13 protein-coding genes and 7 tRNA genes are annotated in these 20,168 nt (G+C 54.8%); 15 read left to right on the top strand and 5 right to left on the bottom strand.

What is annotated here, in order from left to right:
- Positions 1 to 28: 28 nt before the first annotated feature.
- The 4 genes from ACVWZ0_RS07120 to nagE all read right to left on the bottom strand — a co-directional run bounded on the left by ACVWZ0_RS07120 (position 29) and on the right by nagE (position 8,203).
- The gene (locus ACVWZ0_RS07120) at positions 29 to 2,686 is read right to left on the bottom strand and encodes a beta-N-acetylhexosaminidase (protein WP_253454898.1); all 2,658 of its coding nucleotides are present in this window, start codon (positions 2,684 to 2,686) and stop codon (positions 29 to 31) included.
- Between the two features lie 102 nt (positions 2,687 to 2,788).
- Positions 2,789 to 4,192, bottom strand: a complete 1,404-nt coding sequence (chiP, locus tag ACVWZ0_RS07115) for a chitoporin ChiP (RefSeq protein ID WP_437177810.1) — start codon at positions 4,190 to 4,192, stop codon at positions 2,789 to 2,791.
- A 255-nt stretch (positions 4,193 to 4,447) separates the two neighbouring features.
- Positions 4,448 to 6,115 carry a glutamine--tRNA ligase gene (gene glnS / locus ACVWZ0_RS07110; RefSeq protein WP_253454899.1) on the bottom strand — a complete coding sequence of 556 codons (1,668 nt, stop codon included), beginning with the start codon at positions 6,113 to 6,115 and terminating at the stop codon, positions 4,448 to 4,450.
- Between the two features lie 141 nt (positions 6,116 to 6,256).
- Positions 6,257 to 8,203: a PTS N-acetyl glucosamine transporter subunit IIABC gene (gene nagE / locus ACVWZ0_RS07105; protein WP_253454900.1), complete on the bottom strand. Its 1,947-nt coding sequence runs from the start codon at positions 8,201 to 8,203 to the stop codon at positions 6,257 to 6,259.
- Positions 8,204 to 8,524: 321 nt separating this feature from the next.
- Between nagE and nagB the strand changes: the two genes are divergently transcribed.
- The 12 genes from nagB to ACVWZ0_RS07045 all read left to right on the top strand — a co-directional run bounded on the left by nagB (position 8,525) and on the right by ACVWZ0_RS07045 (position 15,381).
- Positions 8,525 to 9,325, top strand: a complete 801-nt coding sequence (nagB, locus tag ACVWZ0_RS07100; protein WP_125288579.1) for a glucosamine-6-phosphate deaminase — start codon at positions 8,525 to 8,527, stop codon at positions 9,323 to 9,325.
- 41 nt (positions 9,326 to 9,366) lie between these two features.
- Entirely contained in the window at positions 9,367 to 10,515 is a 1,149-nt protein-coding gene (gene nagA / locus ACVWZ0_RS07095; protein WP_253454903.1) for an N-acetylglucosamine-6-phosphate deacetylase, read from the top strand.
- A 7-nt stretch (positions 10,516 to 10,522) separates the two neighbouring features.
- Positions 10,523 to 11,743, top strand: coding sequence for a DNA-binding transcriptional regulator NagC (gene nagC, locus ACVWZ0_RS07090; protein WP_253454904.1), 1,221 nt, complete (start codon positions 10,523 to 10,525; stop codon positions 11,741 to 11,743).
- Between the two features lie 32 nt (positions 11,744 to 11,775).
- On the top strand, positions 11,776 to 12,528 hold the full coding sequence (locus tag ACVWZ0_RS07085; RefSeq protein ID WP_253461076.1) for an HAD-IIA family hydrolase: 753 nt from the start codon (positions 11,776 to 11,778) through the stop codon (positions 12,526 to 12,528).
- 289 nt (positions 12,529 to 12,817) lie between these two features.
- Positions 12,818 to 14,485 carry an asparagine synthase B gene (asnB, locus tag ACVWZ0_RS07080; RefSeq protein WP_253454905.1) on the top strand — a complete coding sequence of 556 codons (1,668 nt, stop codon included), beginning with the start codon at positions 12,818 to 12,820 and terminating at the stop codon, positions 14,483 to 14,485.
- A 207-nt stretch (positions 14,486 to 14,692) separates the two neighbouring features.
- Positions 14,693 to 14,769, top strand: a tRNA-Met gene (locus ACVWZ0_RS07075).
- Between the two features lie 10 nt (positions 14,770 to 14,779).
- Positions 14,780 to 14,864: transfer RNA gene (locus ACVWZ0_RS07070), tRNA-Leu, on the top strand.
- Positions 14,865 to 14,883: 19 nt separating this feature from the next.
- Positions 14,884 to 14,958: transfer RNA gene (locus ACVWZ0_RS07065), tRNA-Gln, on the top strand.
- Between the two features lie 37 nt (positions 14,959 to 14,995).
- Positions 14,996 to 15,070, top strand: a tRNA-Gln gene (locus tag ACVWZ0_RS07060).
- Between the two features lie 36 nt (positions 15,071 to 15,106).
- Positions 15,107 to 15,183 (top strand) — tRNA-Met (locus ACVWZ0_RS07055).
- A 7-nt stretch (positions 15,184 to 15,190) separates the two neighbouring features.
- Positions 15,191 to 15,265 (top strand) — tRNA-Gln (locus tag ACVWZ0_RS07050).
- A gap of 41 nt (positions 15,266 to 15,306) precedes the next feature.
- Positions 15,307 to 15,381, top strand: a tRNA-Gln gene (locus tag ACVWZ0_RS07045).
- A gap of 221 nt (positions 15,382 to 15,602) precedes the next feature.
- Here the strand turns inward: ACVWZ0_RS07045 and ubiF are convergent.
- Positions 15,603 to 16,781, bottom strand: a complete 1,179-nt coding sequence (gene ubiF, locus ACVWZ0_RS07040; RefSeq protein WP_253461079.1) for a 3-demethoxyubiquinol 3-hydroxylase — start codon at positions 16,779 to 16,781, stop codon at positions 15,603 to 15,605.
- Between the two features lie 163 nt (positions 16,782 to 16,944).
- On the opposite strand from ubiF, the gene miaB reads away from it, so the two are divergent.
- The 3 genes from miaB (at position 16,945) to ybeY (ending at position 20,110) form a co-directional block, all read left to right on the top strand.
- The gene (gene miaB, locus ACVWZ0_RS07035; protein WP_253454906.1) at positions 16,945 to 18,369 is read left to right on the top strand and encodes a tRNA (N6-isopentenyl adenosine(37)-C2)-methylthiotransferase MiaB; all 1,425 of its coding nucleotides are present in this window, start codon (positions 16,945 to 16,947) and stop codon (positions 18,367 to 18,369) included.
- A 212-nt stretch (positions 18,370 to 18,581) separates the two neighbouring features.
- Positions 18,582 to 19,643: a PhoH family protein gene (locus ACVWZ0_RS07030; protein WP_253454907.1), complete on the top strand. Its 1,062-nt coding sequence runs from the start codon at positions 18,582 to 18,584 to the stop codon at positions 19,641 to 19,643.
- Entirely contained in the window at positions 19,640 to 20,110 is a 471-nt protein-coding gene (gene ybeY / locus ACVWZ0_RS07025; protein ID WP_253454908.1) for an rRNA maturation RNase YbeY, read from the top strand. Before ACVWZ0_RS07030 ends, ybeY begins: the two co-directional genes overlap by 4 nt.
- The last annotated feature ends 58 nt before the right edge of the window (positions 20,111 to 20,168 follow it).

The raw sequence follows: 20,168 nt of genomic DNA, 5'->3' as shown, positions 1-20,168 counted from the left end.
CGCCGGTTTTTTTTTGCCTGCGCCCCGCCTATTTCAGGCTTTCCACGCGGCTGAAGCGCTTGCCGTCGCTACTGACGGCGCGGATCAACACCTCGCCGGAAACCGACGGACGGGCGCTGTCATGATAGCGCTGCCAGCTGTTGCCACCGTCCAGCGAGTAGTCAATAGCCACGCCCGGCAGGGCGATATTGGCTGCCAGCTTGCCCGCGACAAGACGTGCGCCCGGCTGCGGCAGACGATAGTGGATCCCGGCTTTATCCATTTTCGGCAGCTCGCGCTGGCCCAGCAGGTTTGCATAACGCTGCCAGTCCTTATGCAACGCCGCCCGATCGACATGCCGCGTTTCGCCGCCTTTATACTCACGTCCGGCCTGGTAAGTCTGCTCCCAGGCAGCACGATGCCAGCCGCGCTCCGCCACGGCCAGCGCGCGTGGGAAAATCATCCATTCCATCTGCTCGTCGGTACGTACGGTTTCGCTCCAGAGCTGGGCTGAAATCCCATACACGCCCGGCCAGGGCTTATCGGATTTAGCATCAAAGAAGTTACCGTCGCGATCCACCGATGTCTCTGCATTCTGCGGCATATTGTCCGGCGCGAAGCTGAACATTTTGCGCTCGTCGTTGAAGCGGGTGCCCCAGTAATAGCCTCTTTCCAGCGGATTGACCTCGTACGGGAAATCCATATAAAGGTAATCCGGGTTGGAGACGGTGACTTCGTAGCCTTTGTTAGCCCAGTCGTTAATGCTGTCAAAGCCGCCCCAGAAAAGCGTATCCCAGAAATTAACGCCGATGCGTTTGGTCGCAAAGTCTTTAGGGCCCTTCGCATCCTTCAGGCCATCCTGCCACGCCTGCATCTTTTCAATACCGTGCGCGTTTACCCGCTCGCTGACCTTTTTGCCAAAGTAGCTGGGCAGATGATCCATATCCGCGACCTTGCCCGATTTCACCAGTGCCTGACAAACCTGCGATTTCGCCCAGGGTTTATCTTCCTTGCTCAAATCGACCCTGCCCTTGCCTGCTTCGGGACTGGCCGCATCGGTATAGCCAACGCCCAGGCGGATGTTTTTCGCCTCGTCGCCGCCAAAGTGCCAGGTGGTTAACGGCGTGCCAGCCGCCTGATGCATCGCCTGGATTTCGCTAATCACCTTATCAACAAAACGCATGGAGGAATCCAGGCAGGGATTCAGATAGCTGGTGCGATCGTAAAACTGTACGGAGGTGGTGTTCGAAGTATCGGTTGGATCGACCAGGCGATACTCGTTTGCCTCTTTGGTCTTACCCTCTTTCATCAGCCGGTTGTAGCGGGCTTCCATAGAAATCACCGCCGCCCTGGCATGAGCAGGCATATCGATTTCCGGGATGACTTCGATGCCGCGCGCTTTGGCATAGCGCAGGATAGCAATGTAGTCGTCGCGGGTCAGATAGCCATTGCCCTGCGTGTCGGCGAAAGGCCCGGATCCCAGCTGCGGCAGCAGACAGCGCTGCTCCGTGAGATCGTGGCAGCGTCTGGCACCAATATCAGTCAGCTCCGGCAGGCCGGGGATCTCAATACGCCAGCCTTCATCATCGCTCAGATGAAAATGGAATTTATTGAGTTTAACCGCCGCCATCTGATCCAGCAGGCGCAGCACCGCCTCTTTGCTGTGGAAGTTACGGCCGATATCGAGAAAAATACCGCGATAGGCCATGCGGGGCGCATCGGTGACGTCCAGGGTAGCGATCTTTTGTTCGCCGCTGGCCGGCAGCAGCGACAGGATGGACATCATGCCGTAGTAGATGCCCGCCTCGTCAAAACCTTCTACCTGCGCTTCCTGCGCGCGGACGCTCAGCCTGTAGGCGCCGGAAACCGCCTCGTTGCCCGTGAAAGCGGCGGGTGCAAGCCTGCTTTTAATCACGTAGCCCTGCCCATTTTCTGCCAGACCCAGCAGCGCAAAACGATCCCTTACCGCTTCTGCAGAATCGGCGTTAAGCCCGGTCAGCTCGAATTGCACGCCCCGGCTTAAATCGGCATCTTCTGCATGAAGGGTAGTATGCAGCGGCGTCGGCAGGATCTGTCCGCGCAGCGCTTCGCCAGCGAGCTGCGCCGTATCACTGTTTTTTTCAAAGCGGCTGACAGGCGTCATCAACACGTTGCGATCGTCGGCCGTCCGCTTCCAGTAGTTATCCATTGGCGAGACAAACGAGGTCAGATCTTCCGTATCGGTGCTGGCAATGATTTTAGGCTGGGCGTTTTCAGAAGTAACGTACCAGCGCGGCATCACGTCCGTGATAAACAGCTGCCAGTATTCGTTAACAATGGGAATATCCACCGATTCACCGGCGGCGAAACCCTTGAATTTTTCGGTTGGCTCCAGCCGCGTCAGATCGCCTACCACGTGCACCATGCGGAACTGGTCGTTGTCCACCCGCAGCGTCTGACGAATATTGGGCAGCCAGATAACCCAGTCTTTACTGGTTAGCGCTTCGCCGGGGTTAGTTAAGGTAATCGTTGCCCGATTGCAGGAGGCCCAGTCGGCCCCCAGCGCGGCACAATCAACGCCGTGCAGCGCGGCATGGTTATCGTTAACGGTATACTTTACGCCAAACTGGCTGATTTGATCGACGACGCGTTGATCCGCAACGGCGCTGCCGCTGGCCATCGCCATCATCAGCGCTGTCGCCACCAGTGTTAATCTCACTTTTTTCATCTCTTTCCTCATCCGCTAGTTAAATTTTTTGCCGTTAGCGGAAAAGCGCTTATTCCCCGTCTGATGCGCTTTTGCCGCGGCCGGGTCTGGCAGCATGGGGCATCAGAACACGGTGAAAGGCGCGATCACGGTCAGCCTCACGTCCTTCTCATCCTGGAACATATTGCCGTAGCCGTTGCTGAAGCTCGGGATATCAGAGTGGTTTTTGTAACGGGTATAGTGCAGGTTGACCTGCGTATCTTTGGCGCGACCATGCTGTACCGTGTAGCGCAGATCCATGTTCCAGGCGGATTCGCGGCGGCGCATGCTTTGATCGTAAATCGGATCCGTGGACGGACGGGCATCCCAGCCGTAAGCGTAAGAAGTACCTACCGCCCAGCCCGGCATTTGCCAGCCTTTCAGGTCATACATCACTCCTCCATACAGCGCCTTCTGCCCGTTGGCGTTAAAGTCGCTGCGGGAATCCCACCAGACGTCGTTACGTCCGTTGGAGGTCGCCCCTACCGGCGTCATGCGCGCCAGAAAAAAGCCCTGGTTGCCATGGGCTTTTACCATGGTGCCCTCAACGCGAAAATCGAACGGGCCGGTTTTGTAGTTCAGCGTCACGGCCTGGAGCCAGGCCAGGCCATCATAAACATTATTGATATTGTTTACGCCGCCCTGTTCCTTATTACGCGCGCCGTAAAATTGCCAGCTGGTATGCAGATCGTTGCCGGCAACAGGAAACGCCCACGACACTTTGCTAAAATACTGCTCCATATAATTTTCGGCCTGGCCCAGCGCCCCTTCCAGCACCAGTTTGTTTTTAAAATCGTACTTTATGCCGATGGAATGAAGATATTTTATTTCAGTTTTTAAATCAGGTTTACGAAAATTATACATTTTACGATACCAGGGCGCTTTATATTCATCCGTCCACATATAGGAGAGGGAAAGCGCGCCCGCATTGTCAAAATCATAAACCGAGCCGACTTCAAATCCGCGATAGGTGCCGGGTACAAACCCCCATTGCGGCGCGATTAATGTTTGTCCCTGCGGCTGAATATAACCGGCTCTTAACCAATAATTATCATGCTTCAGCTTAATAGCGGCTTTATAAAAGGAAGCACCGTCGGCGTCGCCATCAAATCTTTCGTCCCAGCGGCTTTTTGCGTTGCTGAAAGCAATTTCATTCGGCGCGGCAGGCCCGGTTCCCGCCAGCTGTAGCGAACCATTCACGCCCAGCTCTATACCAATAAAATCGGCCGCATAGCCTGAAGAGAAATCGAGGCTGCCGTTAAAAGTTGAATGGTGAAGATTTCCTGTGTACTGGCCATACTTATTATGAACCGGATCCATCTCTTTTCTGTCGCGTTGCCGCTGCCAGTAATAAATACCGCCCGTCAGCGTCGAGTCATCAATAAACCCGGCGGCGGAAGCAGCAGGAACATAAAAGTTTCCGGCAAGAGCAGATCCGCAGGCGACAGCCATCGCCAGCGCTTTTCGCGCTAAATTAACAGAGTGCATTGAGAAATCCTTCTCGAAAGAAATATAAACAATAAATAAATAATCGTAAAATATAAAAAATAACAAACAGTAATTAACCGACTGCGCGCTGATTATATTTACTGGTGAGGCAGCTGGCAATTAATAACAATTATTGTCGTTGTAAACTATGATGCAAAACAGGTTGTATTATATTTGTTTTTTAGCCGTTAAGCAGATTAATATATTATCCAAAAAAAAAGCAGCCTGAAGGCTGCTTTTTTATTAAATTATGACTTATTCACCGCTTTTAGCCCAGGTATCGCGCAGGCCTACCGTGCGGTTAAACACCAGATGGCTGCTGCTGGAGTAAACGCTGTCCGCGCAGAAATAGCCTTCACGCTCAAACTGGAACGGACTGGACGCTTCGGCAGCCTTCAGGCCAGGCTCGACAAAGCCCTGACGGATAACCAGCGAGTCCGGGTTGATCGTGGTCAGGAAATCCTCGGCGCCGCCAGGATTCGGCACGCTGAACAGACGATCGTAAAGACGAAACTCGGCCGGCAGCGCATGCTCGGCGGATACCCAATGGATAACGCCTTTCACCTTACGGCCGTCAGCCGGATCTTTACTCAGCGTATCGACGTCGCAGGTGCAGAACAGGCAGGTGATGTTGCCTGCTTCATCTTTAGCCACGCGCTCGGCTTTGATAACGTAAGCGTTACGCAGACGAACTTCTTTACCCAGCACCAGACGCTTGTAGTGCTTATTGGCTTCCTCACGGAAATCCGCACGATCGATATAAATCTCACGGCTGAACGGCACTTCACGCGTTCCCATCTCCGGCTTGTTCGGATGGTTCGGCATGGTGATGATTTCTTCATAGTTGGCCGGCAGATTCTCGATCACCAGCTTAACCGGATCGAGAACGGCCATAGCACGCGGCGCGTTTTCATTGAGATCGTCGCGGATACAGGATTCCAGCGAGGCCATCTCAACAATGTTGTCCTGCTTGGTGATACCAATGCGACGGCAGAACTCGCGGATCGAGGCGGCCGAATAGCCGCGACGACGCAAACCGGAAACGGTCAGCATGCGCGGATCGTCCCAGCCTTCCACGATTTTTTCGGTTACCAGCAGGTTCAGCTTGCGCTTGGACATGATGGCGTATTCAAGATTCAGGCGCGAAAACTCGTACTGGCGCGGATGCGTCGGGATGGTGATATTGTCCAGCACCCAATCGTACAGGCGACGGTTGTCCTGGAATTCCAGCGTACAAAGCGAATGCGTAATGCCTTCCAGCGCGTCGGAAATGCAGTGGGTAAAGTCATACATCGGGTAGATGCACCACTTGTTGCCGGTCTGATGATGTTCGGCAAACTTGATGCGATAAAGCACCGGATCGCGCATGACGATAAAGTTAGAGGCCATATCGATTTTGGCACGCAGGCAGGCGCTGCCCTCGGCGAATTCGCCGTTGCGCATTTTCTCAAACAGCGCCAGGTTCTCTTCTACGCTGCGATCGCGGTACGGGCTGTTTTTACCCGGCGAGGTCAGGGTGCCGCGATACTCACGGATCTGCTCCGGCGACAGCTCGTCTACATAGGCCAGGCCTTTATTAATCAACTCAACGGCATAGTGATGCAGCTGGTCAAAATAGTCAGAGGAATAACGGACCTTGCCGCTCCATTCGAAGCCCAGCCACTGTACGTCACGCTTGATTGATTCGACATACTCCAGGTCTTCTTTGACCGGGTTAGTATCGTCAAAACGCAAATTACACTCGCCCTGGTAATCCTGAGCGATGCCAAAGTTCAGGCAGATTGATTTGGCGTGACCAATGTGCAGATAGCCGTTCGGCTCCGGCGGGAAGCGAGTATGCACGCTGGTGTGCTTACCGTTCGCCAGATCTTCGTCGATGATCTGACGAATAAAGTTAGTTGGGCGGGCTTCAGCCTCACTCATCTTAATATCCTCTGGAATACTTTAGTGCGTGAAATAACGGAGTATGATCCACAAAGCCGTTCAGGGAAACAACCGTTTGTTAGCGTATCGCATAAAAAAGGGCGGGAATCGCTTCCCGCCCTCGTTTTTTTACCGCTGCCGTCAGCCGGTAATTTCGCAAAGTGGACTTTCGCCCGCAATGACGGTATCGCCCGCAACCAGCCTGATACCGCTAAAATCTTCAATATTGGTGACCACGACCGGACTGATCATCGATTTCGCATGGCTGTTAAGCCAGGCCAGATCCATCTCCAGAATTGGTTCACCCGCTTTAACCTGCGCGCCCTCTTCTACCAGCCGCGTAAAGCCCTTTCCTTCCAGCGCGACGGTGTCGATGCCCATATGCACCACCACTTCCAGGCCTTTTTCCGTTTCCAGACAGAAAGCATGGTTGGTGTTGAAGATTTTCAGGATGGTGCCGCTGGCAGGCGAAACCACCGTACTGCCGGTTGGCCTGATGGCTACGCCCTCGCCGACCGCCTTGCTGGCGAAAGCCTCATCCGGCACCTGCTCCAGCGCCACAACTTCTCCACTTACCGGCGCCAGCAGCGTTTCAAGCACGCCCTTTGCAGCAGCAGCCGGTGCAGGCGACGTGGTTGGCGCGACGGTCGCGGCGACGGTGCTGACCGCAACTGGCGCAACCGGCCCTTTGGCAATGATTTTTTTCATCGTCTCCGCTACGGATTCCGCTTTGGCACCGATAATAACCTGAATGGTTTGCTTGTTCAGCTTCACCACGCCCGAAGCGCCCAGACGCTTACAGGCCGCATCGTTTACCTGCGCGGCATCTTTTACGGAAAGACGCAGGCGGGTGATACAGGCATCAATAACGTTCAGGTTTTCCGACCCGCCGACGGCGGCAATATAGTGGCGGGAAAGCTGTTCCAGACCCTCTTCCGTGTTGCTGTTAGCCTCTTCCTCCGGCTGCACGGTCGCATCCTCACGGCCCGGCGTTTTCAGATTCATCATGCGGATAACCGCGCTGAACAGCGCAAAGTAAACCACAAATGCGATAGCGCCCATCACCAGCAGCACCCAGACATTGCTGCTGGCCGCCGGCAGGTTATACATCAGCACATAGTCGATTGCGCCCGCAGAGAAAGAGAAACCGGCATGGATACCCAGCGCCGTCGCTATATAAAGGCTAATGCCCGTCAGGATGGCGTGGATCAGATAAAGCATCGGCGCCAGGAACATAAACAGGAATTCCAGCGGCTCCGTCACGCCGGTCAGGAAAGCGGTAACCGCCACCGAAAGCAGCATACCGCCAACCATAGGACGACGCGCTTTCGGCGCGGCCATATACATGGCCAGCGCAGCGCCGGGCAGGCCAAACATCATGATTGGGAAGAAGCCGGACATAAACATGCCCGCCGTGCCGTCGCCCGCATAGAAACGGTTGATATCGCCATGGAAAACGGCGCCAGCGGCGTTGGTGAAATCGCCGATCTGGAACCAGGCGATGGTATTCAGTACCTGATGTAAACCCGTTGGGATCAGCAGGCGGTTAACGAAACCGAAGACGCCTGCGCCAAACGCGCCAGCCGAGACAATCCACTCGCCGCCCGCATGAATGGCGTTTTGCACTGGCGGCCAGACGTAGCCAAACACAGCAGCCAGGATCAGACAGAAGAAGCCGGTTGCGATAGGAACGAAACGCTTGCCGCCGAAAAAGCTGAGAAAATCAGGCAGCTTGATATCCGCCCAGCGGTTATAGGTGGCGCCCGCTACCAGGCCAGTCACGATCCCCGCCAGCACGCCCATATTGATCGCCGGATTAATGGTGATCATCGCTTTGGTCAGAATAAAGTAGCCCACGGCGCCTGCCAGCGCGGCGGCGCCTGCGTTATCTTTAGACCATGTAGAAGCCACCCCGATAGCAAAGATTAATGCCAGATTGTCAAAAATCGCCCCGCCAGCCTGCGCGATAAACGGCATATTCAACAGATCGGGCTGACCAAAGCGCAACATCAGCGCCGCCACTGGTAATACGGCTATCGGTAGCTGTAAAGAGCGCCCCAGCCTTTGAAAGAACCCTAAAATATTCACTATTCCCCCTATGAGAGCCGCCAGGCGCCCGTTGTGCAGTTTTTATTGAGCGGACTGCTCTGAATGCCACCAATCATTAGTCGACGCAGTGTAAGGAAAAATTAATTCGCTGCGCAAATTAAAACCATAGCATTTGTGATATTTATCACCAAAGAAGCTATTTTAACGCGGTTTATGCTGGCGAACCCCGCCCACTTATTTTATGATGAAAAAAATGATCGTGGTGCTGTTTCGCGCCCGTTACTGATTATGCAGATTACGCTTACTACAGTGAAACCGGTGTAAAATATTTCCTTAAATTGCTTATAACGAGGTAAAAAAATGAGATTGATCCCTCTTGCGACGCCAAACCAGGTCGGTAAATGGGCCGCCCGCCATATTGTAAACCGTATCAACGCGTTTCAACCTACCGCAGAGCGTCCGTTTGTGCTGGGTTTACCCACGGGCGGCACGCCGCTGGAAGCCTATCGTCATCTCATTGAAATGCATAAAGCGGGCCAGGTCAGCTTTAAACACGTCGTTACGTTCAATATGGACGAATATGTCGGCCTGCCGAAAGAGCATCCGGAAAGCTATCACAGCTTTATGTACCGCAACTTTTTCAATCACGTTGATATTCAAAGTGAAAATATCAATCTTCTTAATGGCAACGCGCCTGATATTGACGCAGAATGTCGCCAGTATGAAGAGAAAATCCGCGCTTACGGTAAAATTCACCTGTTTATGGGCGGCGTAGGTAACGACGGACATATCGCTTTTAATGAACCCGCTTCATCGCTGGCTTCCCGTACCCGTATCAAGACGCTGACGCACGATACGCGCCTGGCGAATTCCCGCTTTTTTGACGGCGACGTCAGCCAGGTACCGAAATATGCGCTGACCGTTGGCGTGGGCACGCTGCTGGACGCGGAGGAAGTGATGATTCTGGTGACGGGACACCTGAAAGCGCAGGCGCTGCAGGCAGCCGTCGAAGGCAACGTTAATCATATGTGGACCATCAGCTGCCTGCAGCTGCATGCCAAATCGATCGTGGTTTGCGACGAGCCCGCGACGATGGAACTGAAAGTGAAAACGGTTAAATATTTCCGCGAAATGGAAGCGGAAAATATGGAAAATCTGTAACTCATCTGCACAAGGCTATCGGCGCTGGCCGGGAGAAAATTATGTATGCTTTAACCCATGGCCGTATCTTTACCGGCTACGAAGTACTGGATAATCACGCCGTCGTCATCGCCAACGGCCTGATTGACCGTGTTTGCAGGCTGGAAGAGCTGCCTGCGGATATCACCCGGCGTGATGTAAACGGCGCGCTGATTGCTCCCGGCTTTATCGATTTGCAGCTTAACGGCTGCGGCGGCGTGCAGTTTAATGATGATATCGCCGCTATCAGCGTTGAAACGCTGGCGATTATGCAAAAAGCTAACGAGAAGTCGGGCTGTACCAGCTTCCTGCCGACGCTAATCACCAGCAGCGACGAGCTGATGAAACGCGCGGTGGAAGTGATGCGCGCTTACCTGGCGCAAAACGCTAACCAGGCGCTCGGCCTGCATCTGGAAGGCCCCTGGCTGAATCCACTCAAAAAAGGCACGCATAATCCGGCGCTGATCCGTCCCCCGGAAAAAGCGATGGTCGATTATCTGTGTGAAAACAGCGATGTGATTGCCAAAATCACCCTGGCACCGGAACAGGTTGATTCTGCCGTGATCCGCCAGCTGCATCAGGCGGGCATCGTGGTTTCCGCTGGCCATTCCTATGCCACCAGCGAAGAGGCGCGCCAGGGCATTGCCGCCGGCATCAGTTTTGCCACCCATCTGTATAATGCTATGCCGCCGTTGACCGGCCGTGAGCCAGGCTTAATCGGTACGCTTTTTGACTCGCCCAACGTCTACTGCGGCATCATCGCCGACGGTTTACACGTCAACTACGTTAATATTCGTAATGCAAAACGCCTCAAAGGCGACAGGCTAATCCTGGTCACCGATGCCACCGCGCCGGCGGGCGCGCAGATTGACCAGTTCATTTTTGCAGGAAAAACAATATACTATCGGGATGGACTCTGCGTTGACGAAAACGGCACGCTCAGCGGCTCTGCGCTGACCATGATTGAAGCTGTCGCGAACAGCGTCGAACATGTCGGCATTGCGCTGGATGAGGCGATCAGGATGGCAACGCTGTACCCAGCCCGGGCTATGGGTGTGGAGGATAAGTTAGGTTCCGTCGAAGCCGGAAAAGTCGCGAACCTGACGGTGTTCACCCGTGACTATCAAATAATCCAGACTGTCGTTAATGGTGACGAAGTCTTAAGCGAGTAGAAACTGAATGACCACTGGCGGCCAGGCTCAAATAGGAAATGTCGATCTTGTTAAGCAACTCAATAGCGCGGCCGTTTACCGGCTTATCGATCGGCAAGGCCCTATATCGCGCATTCAGATTGCCGAACATAGCCAGCTAGCGCCCGCCAGCGTCACCAAAATCACTCGCCAGATGATAGAGCGCGGCCTGATCAAAGAAGTGGATCAGCAGGCCTCTACCGGCGGCCGCCGCGCTATCTCTATCGTCACCGAAACCCGCGGCTTCAATACTATCGGCATCCGTCTGGGCCGCAATGACGCCACGCTTACCCTGTTCGATCTGAGTGGAAAAGTGCTGGCGCAGGAGGACTACGCGCTGCCGGAACGCACCCAGGAAACGCTGGAACATGCGCTGTTCAACGCTATCGCCAGTTTCTGCGAGCAGTATCAGCGCAAGCTGCGCGAGCTGATCGCCATCGCCGTTATCCTCCCAGGTCTGGTCGATCCTAATAACGGCGTTATCCGCTATATGCCACATATCGCGGTTCATCACTGGCCGCTGGTCGCCAATCTGCAAAAGCGTTTCAACGTCACCAGCTTTGTAGGTCACGATATCCGAAGCCTGGCGCTTGCCGAGCACTATTTTGGTGCGTCTCGCGACTGTGCTGACTCGATTCTGGTGCGAGTCCATCGCGGTACAGGCGCAGGCATCATCACCAATGGTCATATCTTTTTAGGCAGTAACGGCAACGTGGGCGAACTGGGCCATATCCAGGTCGATCCTTTGGGCGAGCGCTGCCACTGCGGTAATTTCGGCTGTCTGGAAACCCTGGCGGCCAACAGCGCGATAGAAAATCGCGTCCGTCATCTGCTTACCCAGGGTTATCCAAGCACGCTGACGCTGGATGATTGTCTGATGCCGAAAATTTGCAAGGCCGCCAACCGCGGCGACGCGCTGGCAGCCGAAGTGATAGAATCCGTCGGACGCCACTTAGGCAAGGCGATCGCTATCGCCATTAATCTGTTCAACCCGCAAAAAGTAGTGATTGCGGGCGAGATCACTGAAGCAGATAAAATCCTGCTGCCCGCTATTGAAGGCTGTATCAACACTCAGGCGCTGAAAGCTTTCCGCCAGAATTTACCGGTGGTGCGTTCTGAGCTCGATCATCGTTCTGCCATAGGCGCTTTCGCGCTGGCAAAGCGTGCCATGCTTAACGGCATCCTGTTACAACATTTAATGGAAAGTTGATGAGCGCTCTAACCCTGAACGACAGCGAAAAAATAGCTATCAAAAACGTCATCTGCGATATCGACGGCGTTTTGATGCACGATAATACCGCCGTACCCGGCGCTAACGATTTCCTGCAGCGCATCCTGGCTAAAGGGATGCCGCTGGTGGTGCTGACCAACTACCCTTCGCAAACCGCGCTGGATCTGGCTAACCGCTTCTCTTCGGCGGGCATCGATCTGCCGGAAAGCGTGTTTTATACCTCAGCGATGGCTACCGCCGATTTTTTACGCCGTCAGGAAGGCAAGAAAGCCTATGTGGTTGGCGAAGGGGCGCTGGTGCATGAGCTGTATAAAGCCGGTTTTACCATTACCGACATCAATCCCGATTTTGTTATCGTGGGCGAAACGCGCTCGTTTAACTGGGATATGATGCATAAGGCCGCCTATTTCGTGGCGAACGGCGCGCGCTTTATCGCAACTAACCCCGATACGCACGCCCGTGGCTTTGTACCGGCGTGTGGCGCGCTGTGCGCGGGGATTGAGAAAATATCCGGCCGGACGCCTTTTTACGTGGGTAAACCCAGCCCGTGGATTATGCGCGCGGCGCTGAACAAGATGCAGGCGCACTCCGAAGAGACGGTGATCGTCGGCGATAATCTGCGCACCGACATTCTGGCTGGTTTCCAGGCCGGTCTGGAAACTATTCTGGTGCTGTCCGGCGTTTCCACTCTGAGCGATATTGACGCCATGCCTTTCCGACCCAGTTGGGTATTCCCGTCGGTCGCGGACATCGACATTCTCTGAATCGCCAGCCCGGCCCGGCCAACGCGCCGGGCTTTTTTATCCGCCTCGACTGCCTGTTTTTTGACCGTTTTTTGATGTTTATTATCGATTCCACAAAAAATAGCGCTATATATTGAATAATCATCAAACTTAAGCGCGATGCAACAGGCCATTTATCAGAAAACAGCTAAAAGGCTTGCACACTCTCTCAATCTGGCGCATTTTCTTATCTATCGGGCGAAGAAGTCGCCGTTAACTATGCCTTTTTTCATCAATATCACCGTTGCGGTTTGTCGTTAGGGAGTTAGCTATGTGTTCTATTTTTGGCGTGTTGGATCTCAAAAGCGATCCGGTTGAACTGCGTAAGAAAGCGCTGGAGCTTTCTCGTCTTATGCGTCATCGCGGCCCGGACTGGTCAGGCGTTTATGCAGGTGACAACGCGATTCTGGCCCATGAGCGTCTCTCTATTGTGGACGTCAACAACGGCGCGCAGCCTCTCTACAACGCAGCCCACACCCACGTGCTGGCGGTAAACGGTGAGATCTATAACCATCAGGCGCTGCGTGCAGAGCTGAGTGACCGCTACGAGTTTCAGACCGAATCGGATTGTGAAGTTATTCTTGCGCTTTATCAGGAAAAAGGCGTCGATTTTCTGGACGACCTGCAGGGCATGTTCGCCTTTATCCTCTATGACAGCGTAAAAAACACTTACCTGGTTGGCCGCGATCATATCGGCATCATTCCGCTGTATATGGGTAACGACGAACACGGCAACCTGTTTGTTGCTTCAGAAATGAAGGCGCTGGTGCCGGTCTGTAAATCAATTAAAGAATTCCCACCGGGAAGCTACCTTTCCAGCACCGATGGCGAGATCCGCCGCTACTGGCAGCGCGACTGGTTCAGCTATGAGGCGGTAGAGCACAACAAAACTGACGCGACGGCGCTGAAAGATGCGCTGGAAGAGGCCGTGAAAAGCCATCTGATGTCCGATGTGCCTTATGGCGTGCTGCTTTCCGGCGGCCTGGACTCCTCTATTATTTCCGCCGTGACCAAAAAATTCGCGGCCAAGCGTATCGAAGATCAGGACAAGAGCGAAGCCTGGTGGCCACAGCTGCACTCTTTCGCGGTAGGTCTGGAAGGATCGCCGGATCTGAAAGCGGCGAAATCCGTCGCCGACCATCTGGGTACGGTACACCATGAGATCCACTTTACCGTGCAGGAAGGCCTGGATGCGATCCGCGACGTTATCTATCACATCGAAACTTATGATGTGACTACTATTCGCGCCTCCACGCCGATGTATCTGATGTCGCGTAAAATTAAAGCGATGGGCATTAAGATGGTGCTGTCCGGCGAAGGCGCCGATGAAGTCTTTGGCGGCTATCTTTATTTCCATAAGGCCCCCAACGCTAAAGAGTTTCACGAAGAGAACGTGCGTAAGCTGCTGGCGCTGCATATGTTCGACTGCGCTCGCGCCAACAAGGCGATGTCGGCATGGGGCGTGGAGGCACGCGTGCCTTTCCTGGATAAAAAATTCCTCGACGTGGCGATGCGCATTAACCCGGCGGACAAAATGTGCGGCACCAACGGCAAAATGGAAAAGCATATCCTGCGTGAATGCTTCTCTTCTTATCTGCCGGAAAGCGTGGCGTGGCGTCAAAAAGAGCAGTTCTCCGACGGCGTAGGCTACAGCTGGATTGATACGCTGAAAGAAGTCGCGGCGAAACAGGTCAGCGACCAGCAGCTGCAAACGGCGCATTTCCGCTTCCCGTACAACACGCCGACCTCAAAAGAAGGCTATCTGTATCGGGAAATTTTTGAAGAGCTGTTTCCGGTTCCCAGCGCGGCTGAATGCGTGCCGGGCGGTCCATCCGTCGCCTGTTCTTCGGCAAAAGCCATTGAATGGGACGAAGCGTTCAAAACCATGGACGATCCTTCCGGTCGTGCGGTAGGTGTTCATCAGTCCGCCTATAAATAACTTACGGCTTTTATTCACAAAACGGGCCGCCAGCGGCCCGTAATTGTTTAAAAAAACGCTGGCTTTGCTGAATTAGTCGCCATACTGGTTATAAGCCAGACAAACGAATCATTTCAGCGAAAAAACGGGAAAAAACTTGTTGACGCTTTCAGGCCAACTTAGCATAATGCGCCCCGCAACGCCGATGAAGGTAACGCGAAAAAAGATGGCTACTTAGCTCAGCTGGTTAGAGCACAGCACTCATAATGCTGGGGTCACAGGTTCGATTCCCGTAGTAGCCACCATCTTTTTTTAGCGGGAGTGGCGAAATTGGTAGACGCACCAGATTTAGGTTCTGGCGCCGCAAGGTGTGCGAGTTCAAGTCTCGCCTCCCGCACCATTTCGAAGCATTGCACGGATGGGGTATCGCCAAGCGGTAAGGCACCGGTTTTTGATACCGGCATTCCCTGGTTCGAATCCAGGTACCCCAGCCAGTTTGTTCTGATGGTTTTGTGACTTGTGTACGGACATTGGGATATCGCCAAGCGGTAAGGCACCGGTTTTTGATACCGGCATTCCCTGGTTCGAATCCAGGTATCCCAGCCAGTCAGAATGTAGTATAGTTGTAACGCAGTAAAATTAGGCTACTTAGCTCAGCTGGTTAGAGCACAGCACTCATAATGCTGGGGTCACAGGTTCGATTCCCGTAGTAGCCACCAATTTTATTGGGGTGTCGCCAAGCGGTAAGGCACTGGTTTCTGATACCAGCATTCCGGGGTTCGAATCCCTGCACCCCAGCCATAAAAAAGACGATCTGCCCAAGCGGATCGCACCCAAAAAATTGGGGTGTCGCCAAGCGGTAAGGCACTGGTTTCTGATACCAGCATTCCGGGGTTCGAATCCCTGCACCCCAGCCAATAAGTAAAGAAGCCCGCGCAAGCGGGCTTTTTTACGTCTGCGATCTTTCCTCACAACCGCTTTGCGATGCGCATACAACGCGTAAATCGCTCTTTATCCGCAGCAACAGCTAAAAAAGCCGCCGAACGCCGCAAATAATAAGGTCCTGTCGGACCTTAAGCTCAAAGAAACCTCTTGCGCTTCATACCCGTGCGCTGCGTCTGAAGCTGCGTCTTAAAACCTATAATCCCAACGCGTAGCGCAACGCCTGCCGCTTCAGCACGCCCGACCTCTCCGCCGCCATCAGGCCCAGATTACGCAAAATACGTAGAGGCGCCGCCTGCGTACTGAAGGCGAAATAGAAGAGATCCATGCCGCTCTGCATCAGCAGATTATCCGTATGGCGTGAGCGCTGGTAGCGCAGCAGTACTCTTTCCGACGCCCAGTCTTCGGCCCGCTCACGTGAGGCGGTCAGCGTATCAATCAGCGCGTCCACGTCGCGATAGCCTAAATTCACGCCCTGCCCCGCCAGCGGATTAATGGTGTGTGCAGCGTCGCCTACCAGTGCCAGCCCCGGCAGCACGTAGCGGGTAGCATGTCGGCGTACCAGCGGAAAGGATCCTGCCGCTACCGGCGTCACTTTGCCTAACCGCGCCGGGAAATGCGTTTTGATCTCCTCCGCCAGCTGCGCCATGCTCATAGCCTGTAGCTGACGAATCCTCGCCGGGCTGTCGTACCACACCAGCGACGCCCAGCCGTTAAACAGCGGCAAGAAAGCTCTTGGCCCCGTTGGCGTAAAGTGTTGCCAGGTACAGTCGCCAGCGTCGTGCTCGCAGCGCACGCTGATCAGCATACAGGCCTGCGCATAGTTCCAGCCGCGAATGCCAATGCCTGCCAGCTGGCGTACCTGTGAACTGGCGCCGTCGGCGCCCACTACCAGCCTGGCGTGAAGCTTTTCGCCGTCCGCCAGCGTCAATGCCCAGCCGCCGTTACAGGCCTGCAGCGTTTGCAGCCGCGCAGGCGTTTTCAACGCGACTTCCTGCTGCTGGAGCCGCTGCCAGAGCGCCCGTTGCAGTACGCTGTTCTCCACCATAAAACCCAGCTCCGGCAGGCCCAGCGAAGCGGCGTCAAAACCAACCTGCGCCGTCTGCCACTCCCATGTCTCCAGCTTGCGGTAAGGCGCGCTGCGCATTGCCTGAACGCGAGGCCAGACCTCCAGCTGCTTCAACAGGTCAACCGAAGAGGCGCCCAGCGCGGAAATGCGGATATCCGGATCGCTCTCGGCCACGAATTCAGCCGGCTCCTGCTTTTCCAATACCGTTACCTGAAAGCCCTGCACCGCCAGTCCGCTGGCCAGCGCCGCGCCTACCATCCCGCCGCCCACGATAGCGACATCCCATTTTTGCGTTGTTTCTGTCATCATATTTTCCTGTCCAGTGGACGTCCGACGGGCTAATTCTGTTACCCTAAGTGTACCGGATTTTTAGCGGCTGTTGAGAAAACGGCGCGGTGCTGGTCACCACAGCAGCAAAGCTTTACAATACGCGCCCTGCATTCTCTCCTGCATGATAAATGGCAACCAGATGACGAAAAAACTTTATATCAAAACCTGGGGCTGTCAGATGAATGAGTATGACTCATCCAAAATGGCTGACCTGTTAAACAGCACCCACGGCTATTCCCTGACGGAAGTGGCGGAAGAGGCGGATGTGCTGCTGCTCAACACCTGTTCCATTCGTGAAAAGGCCCAGGAAAAAGTTTTCCATCAGCTTGGGCGTTGGAAAACGCTGAAGGATCGCAATCCCGATGTGGTCATCGGCGTGGGCGGCTGCGTGGCGTCGCAGGAAGGCGAACATATTCGCCAGCGTGCGCATTTCGTCGATATTGTTTTCGGCCCGCAGACGCTGCATCGCCTGCCGGAAATGATCAATACCGTGCGCGGCTCCAAAAGCCCGATTGTTGATATCAGCTTCCCGGAGATTGAAAAATTTGACCGCCTGCCGGAACCCAAAGCAGACGGCCCGACGGCCTTCGTTTCTATTATGGAAGGCTGCAATAAATATTGTACTTTCTGCGTGGTGCCTTATACCCGCGGTGAGGAAGTCAGCCGTCCATGCGACGATATTCTGTTTGAAATCGCCCAGCTGGCGGCGCAGGGCGTGCGTGAAGTCAATCTGCTGGGTCAGAACGTCAACGCCTATCGCGGCGAAACCTTTGACGGCGAAGTCTGCACCTTTGCCGACCTGCTGCGTCTGGTGGCGGCGATTGACGGCATCGACCGCATTCGCTTCACCACCAGCCATCCGATTGAGTTCACGGACGACATCATTGAAGTCTACCGCGACACGCCGGAGCTGGTCAGCTTCCTGCATCTGCCCGTCCAGAGCGGCGCAGACCGTATTCTGACGCTGATGAAGCGCGCCCATACCGCGCTGGAATATAAAGCGATTATTCGCAAGCTGCGCGCGGCGCGACCGGACATTCAGATCAGCTCGGATTTCATCATCGGCTTCCCTGGCGAAACCCAGCAGGATTTCGAGCAGACCATGAAGCTGATCGGCGAGGTCAATTTCGACACCAGCTACAGCTTTATCTATTCTGCCCGTCCGGGTACGCCTGCCGCCGATCTGCCGGACGACGTGCCGGAAGAAGAGAAGAAGCAGCGTTTGTGGATCCTCCAGGATCGCATTAACCAGCAGGCGATGGCATGGAGCCGCCGGATGCTGGGCACCGTTCAGCGTATCCTGGTGGAAGGCACCTCGCGTAAGAACGTGATGGAGCTGTCCGGCCGCACGGAAAACAACCGCGTGGTAAACTTTGAAGGCACGCCAGAGATGATCGGCAAGTTTGTGGATGTTGAGATCGTCGATGTCTATACCAACTCGCTGCGCGGCAAAGTCGTGCGCACCGAAGAGGAAATGGGCCTGCGCACTATTGAATCCCCGGCTTCCGTGATTGCGCGCACGCGCAAGGAAAACGAGCTGGGCGTTGGCCTGTTCCAGCCCTGATCCCACCGAATTTTTGCGGCGAATCTCACAGGTTCGCCGCCTGAAAACGCGTACGCGGCTTGCTTTCTGCGCACTGTGCCCAAATATCTTCACCTGCGCTTGCGCATTAGGGCGCAGCCATAAATAATTCCCTTATGGTCACGGCGTTACCGGCGTGACCAGCCTGTAAAAAGCCATCCTCAACCTGGCCCTGAGCGACCCAAAGGATTAGTTTGAATATTGAAACACGCGAAATCACTTTAGATCCTGCTGATAATCATCGTCTGCTGAGCCTGTGCGGCCCGTTCGACGACAATATCAAGCAGCTGGAACGCCGGTTAGGCATTGAGATTAATCGTCGCGATAACGCCTTTAAGCTGACGGGCAAATCACTGATTGTCGACGCCGCCGTTCGTATTCTGCGCGACCTTTATGTCGATACGGCTCCCGTACGCGGCAATATCCCGGATATCGATCCCGAGCAGATCCATCTGGCGATCAAAGAGAGCCGGGTGCTGGAACAGTCGGCGGAGAGCGTGCCGGAATATGGCAAAGCGGTCACCATCAAGACCAAACGCGGCGTCATCAAACCGCGTACGCCTAACCAGGCGCAGTACGTGGCAAATATGCTCGATCACGATATCACTTTTGGTGTTGGCCCGGCCGGTACCGGGAAAACTTACCTGGCGGTAGCCGCGGCGGTAGACGCGCTGGAGCGTCAGGAAGTGCGCCGTATCCTGCTGACGCGTCCGGCGGTGGAAGCCGGCGAAAAGCTGGGCTTTCTGCCCGGCGATCTGAGCCAGAAGGTCGATCCTTACCTGCGTCCGCTGTATGACGCCCTGTTTGAAATGCTGGGCTTCGAGCGCGTGGAAAAGCTGATTGAGCGCAACGTGATTGAAGTCGCGCCGCTGGCCTATATGCGCGGCCGCACGCTGAACGACGCCTTTATCATTCTGGATGAAAGTCAGAACACCACCATCGAACAGATGAAGATGTTCCTGACCCGCATCGGCTTCAACTCCAAAGCGGTCATCACCGGCGACGTCACGCAGATTGACCTGCCGCGCAACCTGAAATCGGGCCTGCGTCACGCGATTGAAGTGCTGGCCGACGTGGAAGAGATCAGCTTTAACTTCTTCCACAGCGAGGACGTTGTGCGTCACCCGGTGGTCGCCCGCGTGGTTATCGCCTATGAAGCCTGGGAAGCCGCCGACCAGAAGCGCCGTGACGCGCTGGCCGAAGAACGTAAACGCGAGGCGCTGGCGCTGCAGCAGGCCGCGCAGGAGCAGAAATGAGTACCGTAATACTGGATTTACAGCTGGCGTGCAAACAGCCGGAAGGTTTACCGGCCGAAGCGGATTTTCAGCGCTGGCTGGAAGCGGTGCTGCCGCAGTTTCAGGAAGAAAGCGAAGTAACGATCCGCGTGGTGGATGAGGCAGAAAGCCGCGAGCTGAACCACACCTATCGCAGCAAGGACAAACCCACTAACGTGCTGTCGTTTCCTTTTGAAGCGCCGCCGGGCATTGAGCTGCCGCTGCTGGGCGACCTGATCATCTGTCGCCAGGTGGTGGAGCAGGAAGCGGCAGAGCAGGAAAAACCGCTGCTGGCGCACTGGGCGCATATGGTCATTCACGGCAGCCTGCATCTGCTGGGCTATGATCATATCGAAGATGACGAAGCCGAAGAGATGGAGGCGATCGAGACCGAGATAATGCTTGCTCTTGGTTATGCCGACCCGTACATTTCGGAGAAAGAGTTCTAAACCGCGTCCCTTCCCCACCGGAAGGGACACCCTTAATCTCAGCAAGAGTGACAGAAAC

Source organism: Erwinia sp. TECH1, assembly GCF_054057575.1.
Note: the sequence above shows the minus strand (reverse complement) of the source record. Positions and strands in the feature narration are given on the sequence as shown.